This is a genomic window from Variovorax sp. 01T439_2 (genome assembly GCF_056398445.1).
On sequence record NZ_JBFTPJ010000216.1, the window covers coordinates 1 to 10046 of the forward strand.

Here is a 10046-nt window from a genome sequence, read left to right on the forward strand (position 1 = left end):
CATGCTGGTCGCGGCCTGCCTGCTGCTGCAGCTTTCGCGGCGCCATGCTGGTCGCGGCCTGCCTGCTGCTGCAGCTTTCGCGGCGCCTTGCGCTGCCCTACCCGTCGATGCTGGCGCTGGCCTGCGTGGCGCTGGGCGCGATGCCCTGGGTGCCGCACATCAGCCTCGATCCGCACCTGGCGCTCGCGCTTTTCATCGCGCCTGCGCTGCTCGACTCGGCCTTCGACACCGCGCCGCGCGAGCTGCGCCGCAACTGGCTGCCGCTGGTTTCGCTGGTGCTGGTGGCCGTGCTGCTGACCACCGCCGCGGTGGCATGGGCCGGCTGGGCATTCGCCGGCCTGCCGCTGGCCGCGGCCATCACGCTCGGCGCCATCGTCGCACCGCCCGATGCCGTGGCCGCCGCAGCGGTGATGCAGCAGTTCCGCATTCCGCGGCGCACGCTGTCGGTCATCAACGGCGAAAGCCTGCTCAATGACGCCGTCGCACTGCTGGTGTTCGGCGTGGCGGTGTCGGCCGCAGGCTCGGCGCACCTGCCGATCACCAGCTCGCTGCCGATGCTGCTGGTTGCAGTGCCGGGCGGCGCGCTGGTCGGCATCGTGTTTGCCAAGCTCAACCTGCACGTGGGCGCACCGCTCTTTGCGGGCACGCGCTCGGCCATCATCTTCCAGTTCGTCATGACCTTCGGCGCATGGATCGTGGCCGAGCGGCTGCACCTGTCGCCGATCATCTCGGTGGTTGCGTTCGGCATGACGCTGGGCCAGTACGCGCCTGGCCGCAACGCGCCGCGCGACCGCGTGCATTCCTACGCGGTGTGGGGCGCGGTGGTGTTCACGCTCAACGTGCTCGCGTTCTTCCTGATGGGCCTGCAGGCACGCGGCATCGTCGACCGGCTTTCGGGGCCCGCGCTTGCGCACGCGCTGCAATTCGCGGGCATCGTGCTGGCGCTGGTCATCGCGGTGCGTGTGGGCTGGGTGCTGTTCTACGGTGCGGTGATGCGCGCGGCCAAGCACCGGCTGGGCTTCAAGCCCCGGCGCATCGCGATTCCGTCGAAGCGCATCGGGCTGCTGGTGGGATGGTCGGGCATGCGTGGGCTGGTCACCATGGCCACGGCCTTCGCGCTGCCGCCCGACTTTCCGGGACGCGACCTGATCGTGCTGAGCGCGTTCGCGGTCGTGCTCGGCACGCTGGTGATCCAGGGCTTCACGATCGGGCCGCTGATCAGGGCCTTGAGGATCGCGCCCGATGCATCGCTCGAAGAAGAGATCTCGCTCGCGCGCACCGCCATGATGGATGCGGCGCTGTCTGCGCTCGAAGCCGAGAACGGCACCGAGGCCGAGGCCGTGCGCGACGAGTACCGCGCGGCGCGCGTGCTGGCGTCGGACACGGCCGAGCCGCAGGCGAAGACGGCGCACGACCGCCTGCGCGCCACGGCCATCCGCGCGCAGCGGCAGGCACTCGACGGCCTGCGCGCGAGTGGCCGGATCGAGGACGACACCTACCACCGGCTCGAGGAGGAGATGGACTGGGCCGAGCTCAATGCGATCCCGGCCGCCGACGTGCGCCTGCAGAGCGTCTAGGCTTCCTCGTACCAGCGGTCCTTCGCCAGCATCACGCGGTGGTGCCCCTGCCCGGCCGGCATCATCGGAAAGCAGTTCTCCTGCGCGGCGACCTGCACGTCGAGGAAGAACGGGCCTTCGCTCGTCAGGCATTCGGCCAGCGCGGCTTCGAGTTCGGCCGGGTCCGACACGCGGCGTGCGCCCCAGCCGAAGGCCCTGGCCAGTGCCACGAAATCGGGCAGCGCCTCGTTCCAGCTGTGGCTCAGCCGGTTGCCGTGGTTGAGCTCCTGCCACTGCCGCACCATGCCCATGTAGCCGTTGTTGCACAGCACCAGCTTCACCGGCGCGCGGTGCTGCACCGCCGTCGACAGCTCCTGGATGTTCATGAGCACCGAGGCGTCGCCGCTCACGCAGACCGTCAGCGCATCGGGGTGGCCGATCTGCGCGCCGATGGCCGCGGGCAGCCCGTAGCCCATGGTGCCGGCGCCGCCCGAGGTGAGCCAGCGGCGCGGGCGGTCGAAGCGCAGGTACTGCGCAGCCCACATCTGGTGCTGGCCCACGTCGGTGGAGACGATCGCGTCGCGGCCCGCGATGGCGCGCTGCAGCGACGACATCAGCTGCTGCGGCAGGATGGCGTCGCCACGCGGCGCGAAGCGCAGGCACTCTTGCGCGCGCCAGCGCTCGATGCGCTCCCACCAGGGCGCGAGCCGTTCGGGCGCAAGGCCTTCGGCCGGCAGCAGCGCGAGCACGGCATCGAGGATCGCGGCGCAATCGCCCACCATGGGTACATCGACCTTCACCACCTTGTTGATGCTGCCGGGATCGATGTCGATGTGGATCTTGCGCGCATGCGGACAGAACTCGTCGAGCTTGCCGGTCACGCGGTCGTCGAAGCGCGCACCGACGCACACCACCAGGTCGGCCTCGTGCATCGCAAGGTTGGCTTCGAGCATGCCGTGCATGCCCAGCATGCCGATGAATTTGGGGTCGGACGCGGGGAAGGCGCCGAGTCCCATCAGCGTGAGCGTGCACGGCGCATGCAGGCGCTGCACCAGCTGCGCGAAGGCCTCGCAGGCGGCCGGCCCCGAGTTGATCAGCCCGCCGCCGCCGTAGAGCACCGGCCGGCGCGCGGTCGAGAGCAGGTCGGCCGCGCGCTGCAGCATGGCCTTCGGCGGCAGCGCCGCCCTGCCCGCGCGCAATGCGCGCAGCGGCCTCGATGCGGCGCCGTGCCCAACAAGGCGCATGAGCTGGACATCCTTCGGCACGTCGAGCAGCACCGGCCCCGGCCGGCCCGAGGCGGCGATCTCCAGCGCGCGGCGCACCAGCGAAGGCACGTCGTCCGCCGCGCGCACCTGCTGGTTCCACTTGGTCACGGGGCGCGACATGCCCAGCGCATCGCTCTCCTGGAAGGCCTGCGTGCCGATCACCGCGGTCGCGACCTGCCCGCTGATGCAGAGCACCGGCACCGAATCGCTCATGGCATCGAGCAGCCCCGTGATGGTGTTGCCCACGCCCGGCCCCGAGGTGACCAGCACCACGCCCACGCGCCCCGCCGAAGATGGTGTCGACGCCGCACTCGACCAGCGTGTCGAGCAGGGCCTCGGCGCCGTTGCGCACGCGGAAGGCGGCGCCTGGGACTTCGGGGTGGAGGGACGGGGAAGGCGTGAGGGGAAGGTCGAGCAGTCGCATGCCGTCAATTCTTCCGCTTCTGATGCAGAATTTGCTTCTTTCTTTTGGCTCTTTCGGTCCAATTCATGAAAACTCTTCGGAAAACAGCCTCCATTGAAGAAGGATCTTTCGACAAGATCGACATGGCCATCCTGCGGGTGCTGCTGCTCGACTCGCGCAAGACCCTGCAGGAGATCGGCAATGAGGTCGGCCTGTCGCCCACCAGCTGCTGGACGCGCATCAAGAAGCTCGAAGCCCATGGCGTCATCAAGCGCTACACCATCGACGTGGACCCGGCCAAGCTCGGCTACCACGATTCCGTGATCGTGCAGGTCACGCTCGAAAGCCACACCGACGAAACGCTCTACGACTTCGGCCGCGTGCTCGCGACCATTCCGGAGATCCAGGAGGCCTACCTGGTGTCGGGCGACTACGACTACTACATCCGCATCGCGGTGCGCGACACGCGCGACTACGAACGGCTGCTGCGCGAAAAGCTCTACAAGATCCCGGGCATCCGCCACAGCAAGTCGCATTTCGTGCTGCGCGTGCTCAAGGAAACCAGCGTGCCGGTGATCTGAGGGCGGCGCACTTCGCGCACCGCGATGCCGTAGGAAGCTGCTGACCGCAACTCTGCGGCTGACCCTGCACCGCGGGCTCCACGGCCACTCGATCGTTGCTTTCCCAACCTATCCAGGAGACGCCTGTGCAAGACAAAAGCCGCGAGCTCTTCGCTCTTGAAAAGAAATTCTGGCAGTCGATGGTGGACAGCGACACGAACACCGCCCTCGACCTGCTGTGCGAACCGGCCTTCATGGTGAGCTCCCATGGCTCGATGAAGTWCGACCACGCCGGCTACCGCGAGATGGCGGAGCACGGGACCATGGTGGTCAAGTCATTCAAGCTCAGCGACATGGAGGCCGCCTTCCCCAACGATGACACCGCAGTCCTGAGCTACAAGGCCCATCAGACGCTGTCGCCGAGAGGAAAGTCCGAAAAGATCGAACAGGACATGCTCGACACGTCGACGTGGATCCGCGACGGGGACGCCTGGCGATGTGTCATGCACACGGAAGCCCCTGCACCCACGGGGAAGGCAAAGAGCCACTAGCTCTCGCGGCCGTTGACCTCACGCCAGGGGCCTTCGCGCCCCCGGCGCCTACAGGCTCGCCGCAATCCGCTCCCGCAGCCAGCGATGCCCCGGGTCGCGATGGCGCCGCTCGTGCCACAGCATCGCCATCTCGTAGCCCGGCACCTCCAGCGGCGCTTCCACCACGCGCAGCCCCGGCGCGCCGCGCGCGAGCCGCCCGGGCAGCATCGCGACCATGTCGGTGCTCGCCAGCACCGACATCATGAAAAGGAAATGCGGCACCGACAGCGCGACGCGCCGCGCGAGCCCCTGCTGCGCCAGCGCCTCGTCCGTGGGCCCGGCAAAGCCGCCGCCGCCGAGCGACACCACCACATGCTCGAGCGCGCAGAACTGCGCGAGCGTCGGCCGGCGCTTCAGGCGCGGATGGCCACTGCGTCCGGCGAGCACATAGCGCTCGTTGAACAGCACGCGCCGGTGCAGCCCGGACGGCGCGCCCACGCTGGTGTGGAAGAACAGGTCGATCTCCCCCTGCTCCAGCTGCCGCGCCATGCGCGAGGGCACCGCCTCCACCACGGCCAGCCGCGTGTGGGGCGCGGCCGCGCGCAGACCGGCGAGCGCCGGCAGCAGGATCGCCGACTCGGCATAGTCGGCCGCGGCCACGCGCCAGGTGGTGGTCGCCTCGGCGGGGTCGAAGGGTTTGGTGGGCGCCACCGCGCGGCCCAATGATTCGAGCGCTTCGCGCAGCGGCTCGCGCAGTTCGTCGGCGCGCGCGGTGGGCCGCATGCCGCGCTGCGCGGGCACCAGAAGCGGATCGCTGAACACCTCGCGCAGCCGGGCGAGCTGCACGCTCACCGAGGGCTGCGAGAGGTTCAGGCGCTCGGCGGCACGGGTCACGCTGCGTTCGGCCAGGAGCACGTCGAGCGTGAGCAGCAGGTTGAGGTCGAGCCGCTTGAAATTGTCCATCGCTATTCCTGGAATTCTGAATATTCATTTCCAATATAGCTCGACGACGCCTAACCTGCCTGCATCTTCATCCGACGAACCATGCAGCCATGAAAATCCTTCTTGTCCATGCCCATCCCGAAGCCCGTTCACTCAACGGCTCGCTCAAACAGTTCATGCGCGAACGCCTCGTGCAGGCCGGGCACGAGGTGCAGGTGTCCGACCTGTACGCCATGCAATGGAAGGCGACGCTGGCCGCCGACGACTTCGCGCATCTCGAGCCCGGCGCACCCTTCGACCCCATCGCCGATTCCCAGCGCGCCTTCGAGGGCGGCACCCAGCGAGAGGAAGTCGCCGCCGAGCAGGCCAAGCTGCTCTGGGCCGACACCGTGATCTTCCAGTTTCCGCTGTGGTGGTACACGATGCCGGCCATCCTCAAGGGCTGGGTCGACCGCGTCTACGCCTACGGCTTTGCCTACGGCGTGGGCGAGCATTCCGACAGGCATTGGGGCGACCGCTTCGGCCAGGGCGTGATGGCCGGCAAGCGCGCCATGCTGGTGGTCACGACCGGCGGCTGGGCCTCGCACTACAGCGCGCGCGGCATCAACGGGCCGATGGACGACCTGCTGTTTCCCATCCACCACGGCATCCTCTACTACCCCGGCTTCGAGGTGCTGCCGCCCTACGTGGTGTACCGCACCGGCAAGGTCGATGCCGCGGCCTACGCGCGCATCACCGAAGAACTGGGCCGCCGGCTCGATACGCTCGCAACCACCGAGCCGATCCCGTTCCGCCCGCAGAACGCCGGCGACTACGAGATTCCCGCGCTCACACTGCGGGGCGACATCGCACCGGGCGAGGCGGGCTTTGCGGTGCACGCCGCGCCGGCCGGCAGGAACTCGGGCTAAGGCAGCACCGGATTCGCCGCCGCGTTGGCAATGGCCGCATCCGCATCGGCGCGCAGCATGAAGCGCCTGGCGACGAGGTCGTTGGCGGCGGCAGTCAGGGCCGCAACATAGCCGGCCTGGTCGGTGTAGCGCTCCTGCAGCGAGGGCCGCGGATCGCCGCTGCCCGAACGCTCGACCGCCGTCTTCGCAAACGGAAAGTACGCGCCGAACAAGCCTGCCAGGTCGATGGTGCCCGGCTTGCTGGTGTAGTTCCAGCCGGTGTTGGTGCCCACCGGCACCGCCACGTCGAGGCTGCGGATGCCCGCGATGTCGTTGCCGTCGGCATCCACCTGCGGCACGAGGATGGCGTAGTCGCGGCCCAGGTAGGCGGGCGGCACCTGCGTGGCAATGCCGCTCTCGTCCTGCGGCCGGTAGTTCGGCCCCCAGTCGAGCAGCGAATAGGTGTTGACCAGGCCTGTGTAGTTCGCGCCCGGAATGGACGGAAACTTCAGCTGCTGCGGGCGCACCAGCGTGGCGTCGGCCAGCTTGGGCACCTGGCTGTCGGGCGGCGTGGCGCCCTTGACGACCCAGTCCTCCAGGTTCTGGTAGAGCGCGCGCACCACCGGCACCACGCCGGCATTGGCATTGGTGGCGTAGAGCGCCCCGGCGCTCGCGCCCGGCAGCGAGGGCAGGCCCAGCAGGTGGTGGGTGCTCGCGTAGTAGTAGATGCGCGCGTTGTCCGGCTGCACGAGGTCGGCCGTGCCCCAGGCGTCGGTCAAAAGCGGCGAGCCCTGCAGCACATAGAACTCCGTGCCGCTGAAGCCGATGAAGAGCTTGGGACAGGTGCCGCTCGCCTCGCAGCGCGACAGGATGCCGCCGCGGCGCTGCGCCACGTCGTCCACGTAGTCCTTCGAAAGGCCGCGCGTGCCGGCSTGGCCGAAGGCCGTGTGGTCGGTGCGCACGCCTCCGCCGCCGCCCGGAATCGCGAAGCGCATGTTGATGTTGGTCTGCCGCGCCGCGATCTGCGCGAACACGCCGTCGAACACCTTGCGCCCCGCGAGGTCCTGGTTGAAGCCCAGGTGCACGAAGGTCTTCATGAAGTTGCCGCACTGCGACACGCCGGAGGCAATGGTGTTCCTGATGGCGGCCGCCACAGGGTTGGCGGTGCCCGCGGCGTCGCTCGCCTCGCGGTGGAAGAAGGCGATCATGTCGCGCACCGCGGCAAGGCCCAGGCCCATGACCTTCGGGTCCTTCGCGACGTAGACCAGCTCGTACATGTAGGCCGGATCCCATTTGTCGCGCAGGCACACGTTCGTCTCGTCGGGCGTGCCGGGGAACGGTGCGGCGGCGCTGCACTTGGCAAACTTCCAGTCGCTCGCGGGAATGAGCTGGCGCGCATCGGCTTCGTTGATGCGCCGCGTGAGCACGTAGCCGGGCTGCGTGTTGTCCAGGCTCGCGGTCGCATAGGCCTGCATGGCCGCGTTGAACGGCCCGCCGGGCAGCGGCAGCGAATCGTTGCTGGCCGCAGTGGGCAGCAGCTCGGCGCGGTAGGTGCCGGTGATGCTGCTGCCGTCTGCATTGCGGGCCACGGGCACCTTGAGCGTGAGCTTGCCCGCCGCGGCCGGCACATCGCCCTGCCACGCCGCCGTGAGGAACACGTAGCCGCGCGATGCAAAGTACGGGTCGAGGTTGACGATGTTGCCGCGGTTCGGCGCGTCGTAGCGCAGCACGCCGCTCGCCTTGCCCATGTCCTTGGGCTTGAAGAGCACGAAGTCGGAGCTGTACTCGACCTTGCCGTTGGCATTGAGCGGCGCGAGCGACAGGTCCTGGATGATGGCGTTGCGTGCGTCCTTCGGATCGACCTCGCCCGTGAAGGTGCCGGTGATCTTCTCGTAGGCGCCGACGCTGCCGAAGGTGCCGGCCACGTCCTCGGTCTTCGCGATCGCGAGCTTGAACTTGGGCGCTTCGGCAGTTGCCGGCGGCGGCGTGGTTGCGGCCGGCGGCGGCAGCACGAAGCCACCGCCCCCTCCACCGCCGCTTCCGCCGCATGCGCTCAGAAAAAGGGCGGCCGAAGCCACCGTGGCAGCCAACAGGCTCCAGCGTTTCATGGTTTGTCTCCTTCGTTGGGGTGTCTGCGCGGTGCCGGTCTCCGCTACGGCCGGTGCGCGCCCTACTCGGCTTCGATGCCGGCGGCCTTCACGATGCGGCCCCACTTCTGCGACTCGGCCGTCTGGAACCTGGCGAGCTCTTCGGGCGAGGTGGTGAACACCTCGGTGCCGGTGGGCTCGTAGAAAGCCGTCTTCGCGGACGCGCTCTTCGCGGCCTTCACCAGCAGTTCGTTGAGCCGCTTGACCACGGCCGGCGGCGTCTTCGCGGGCGCATAGGCCGCGAACCAGTAGCCCATCTCGTAGCCCTTCACGCCGGCTTCCGAGATGGTGGGCACGTCGGGCGCGAGCGGCGAACGCGCGGCGCTCGAAACGCCCAATGCGCGCAGCTTGCCGGCCTTGACCTGCGGCAGGCCGGTGGCCGCGTCGGTGATCATCATGTGGATCTGGCCGCCCAGCAGGTCGGTGACGGCGAGCGTGTTGCTCTTGTAGGGCACGTGCAGCAGCTTGATGTCGGCCATCTGCTGCAGCAGCTCGCCCGCCATGCGGCTGGACGAACTGCCGCTGCCGAAGCTGTACTTGCCCGGCTCCTTCTTCGCGAGCGCCACGAACTCGGCCACGCTCTTGGCAGGGAACGACGGGTTCACCACCATGATCTGCCCGCCCTTGCCGAGCGCGGTGACGGGCGCGAAGTCTTTCACCGGGTCGTACGGCAGCTTCTTGAACAGGTGCTCGTTGGCGGCATGCGTGGTGTTGGTGGTGATCAGCACGGTGTAGCCATCGGCCRCGGCCTTGGCCACCTGCTGCGAGGCGATGAAGCCGCTGGCGCCGGCCTTGTTGTCGATCACCACGGGCTGCTTCGTTTCGGCCGTGATGCTGTTGCCCAGCGCACGCGCGATCTGGTCGGTGGCGGTGCCGGCCGCAAAGGGCACGACGAACGTGATGGGCTTTTCCGGGAAGGCCTGCTGCTGTGCGTGGCCCAGCAGCGGCACCAGGGCCAGCGCGGCGGCCGAAAGGGTGAGGGAACGTCGTTTCATTGTTTTGTCTCCGGATGGATGGCTGGTAAAAAAATGGATGGCTGCCGCTACGGCCCCGCCAGCAGCGGCACGAGCGCGCGCGGCACGCGGATGGGCATGTCGAGCAGCAGGAAAGACAGCGCCTTGCCGTGCGCATCAAGGTTCAGCGCTTCGTTGACGCCGCCGTCGAGCACCGCGTCGAGCACGAAGTTCATCGCATGCAGCCGGGGCAGCAGGAAGCGCTGCACCCGCGCGGGCGCGCGGTGGCGGAACTGCATCGACACGCGCTCGGGCGTGAGCTGCTCGGCCAGCAAGGGGTAGAGGTCTGCGTGCCAGGCGATCACGCTGATGTTGGAGCGGTCGCCCTTGTCGCCGGTGCGGCCGTGGGCCGCGCGGTAGAGCGGCACTTCGATCATCTCGTCGGTCGATGTGTTCATGCCAGGGCCTCCGCGCCGAGCAGTTCGAAGCGCACCGGCACCGCTTCGCGCGGCAGCAGGCACGACAGGGTATTGAGCCGCGGCGTGAGCGCGGTGCGCACGCCGCCGCCGCCCGCGGGTCCGCAGGTGTAGAGCGCCATGACCTCGTGCGCGAGGCGCTCGGCCTGCGCGCGCTCCGCATGCGTGGCCGCCACGCGCAGGCGCACATCGCGCAGGCCCGTGTCGGGCGTGTCCGCGAGCATGCGTCCGGCATCGTCGCCCAGGATGCTCAGCGCGCCGATCAGGTCCACGCGCAGCGCCAGCCCGTCGAGCCGCTTGCGCAGCACCTCGGCTGCGAGCCGGGCA

General features: G+C 68.8%; 9 protein-coding genes and 1 pseudogene. 4 read left to right on the forward strand and 6 right to left on the reverse strand.

Annotation, left to right across the window (positions count from 1 at the left end; all coding sequences use genetic code 11):
- Nucleotides 1–44: 44 nt before the first annotated feature.
- On the forward strand, nt 45–1577 hold the full coding sequence (locus tag AC1DOC_RS12410; protein WP_478129877.1) for a cation:proton antiporter: 1533 nt from the start codon (nt 45–47) through the stop codon (nt 1575–1577).
- Here the strand turns inward: AC1DOC_RS12410 and ilvB are convergent.
- Nucleotides 1574–3245 (reverse strand): annotated as a pseudogene (gene ilvB / locus AC1DOC_RS12415) (biosynthetic-type acetolactate synthase large subunit). The gene AC1DOC_RS12410 and the pseudogene ilvB sit on opposite strands and share 4 nt — an antisense overlap.
- A 65-nt stretch (nt 3246–3310) precedes the next feature.
- Here ilvB and AC1DOC_RS12420 point away from each other — a divergent pair.
- Both AC1DOC_RS12420 and AC1DOC_RS12425 read left to right on the forward strand, forming a co-directional pair.
- Entirely contained in the window at nt 3311–3805 is a 495-nt protein-coding gene (locus tag AC1DOC_RS12420) for an Lrp/AsnC family transcriptional regulator (RefSeq protein ID WP_196230422.1), read from the forward strand.
- Nucleotides 3806–3930: 125 nt separating this feature from the next.
- Complete coding sequence (locus AC1DOC_RS12425; RefSeq protein WP_478129873.1) at nt 3931–4335, forward strand: nuclear transport factor 2 family protein; 405 nt, start codon at nt 3931–3933, stop codon at nt 4333–4335.
- A 48-nt stretch (nt 4336–4383) separates the two neighbouring features.
- Here AC1DOC_RS12425 and AC1DOC_RS12430 read toward each other — a convergent pair whose 3' ends face one another.
- The gene (locus AC1DOC_RS12430; RefSeq protein WP_478080657.1) at nt 4384–5277 is read right to left on the reverse strand and encodes a LysR family transcriptional regulator; all 894 of its coding nucleotides are present in this window, start codon (nt 5275–5277) and stop codon (nt 4384–4386) included.
- Nucleotides 5278–5366: 89 nt separating this feature from the next.
- Here AC1DOC_RS12430 and AC1DOC_RS12435 point away from each other — a divergent pair, with 89 nt between their 5' ends.
- Nucleotides 5367–6164 carry an NAD(P)H-dependent oxidoreductase gene (locus AC1DOC_RS12435; protein ID WP_478080658.1) on the forward strand — a complete coding sequence of 266 codons (798 nt, stop codon included), beginning with the start codon at nt 5367–5369 and terminating at the stop codon, nt 6162–6164.
- On the opposite strand, the gene AC1DOC_RS12440 is transcribed toward AC1DOC_RS12435, so the two are convergent.
- The 4 genes from AC1DOC_RS12440 to AC1DOC_RS12455 form a co-directional block, all read right to left on the reverse strand.
- Nucleotides 6161–8251 carry an alpha/beta hydrolase domain-containing protein gene (locus AC1DOC_RS12440; RefSeq protein ID WP_478129874.1) on the reverse strand — a complete coding sequence of 697 codons (2091 nt, stop codon included), beginning with the start codon at nt 8249–8251 and terminating at the stop codon, nt 6161–6163. The genes AC1DOC_RS12435 and AC1DOC_RS12440 overlap by 4 nt on opposite strands.
- Before the next feature lie 62 nt (nt 8252–8313).
- On the reverse strand, nt 8314–9285 hold the full coding sequence (locus AC1DOC_RS12445; protein WP_478129875.1) for a Bug family tripartite tricarboxylate transporter substrate binding protein: 972 nt from the start codon (nt 9283–9285) through the stop codon (nt 8314–8316).
- Nucleotides 9286–9332: 47 nt separating this feature from the next.
- Complete coding sequence (locus tag AC1DOC_RS12450) at nt 9333–9701, reverse strand: AtuA-related protein (RefSeq protein ID WP_478080660.1); 369 nt, start codon at nt 9699–9701, stop codon at nt 9333–9335.
- On the reverse strand, nt 9698–10046 hold a 349-nt coding region (locus AC1DOC_RS12455), incomplete at its 5' end, for an acyclic terpene utilization AtuA family protein (protein ID WP_478129876.1). The genes AC1DOC_RS12450 and AC1DOC_RS12455, both read right to left, overlap by 4 nt.

Coding starts and splice junctions, on each gene's coding strand:
- AC1DOC_RS12450 (WP_478080660.1), bottom strand. CDS start 9,701: ATGAACACATCGACCGACGAGATGATCGAAGTGCCGCTCTACCGCGCG.
- AC1DOC_RS12410 (WP_478129877.1), top strand. CDS start 45: ATGCTGGTCGCGGCCTGCCTGCTGCTGCAGCTTTCGCGGCGCCTTGCG.
- AC1DOC_RS12435 (WP_478080658.1), top strand. CDS start 5,367: ATGAAAATCCTTCTTGTCCATGCCCATCCCGAAGCCCGTTCACTCAAC.
- AC1DOC_RS12420 (WP_196230422.1), top strand. CDS start 3,311: ATGAAAACTCTTCGGAAAACAGCCTCCATTGAAGAAGGATCTTTCGAC.
- AC1DOC_RS12430 (WP_478080657.1), bottom strand. CDS start 5,277: ATGGACAATTTCAAGCGGCTCGACCTCAACCTGCTGCTCACGCTCGAC.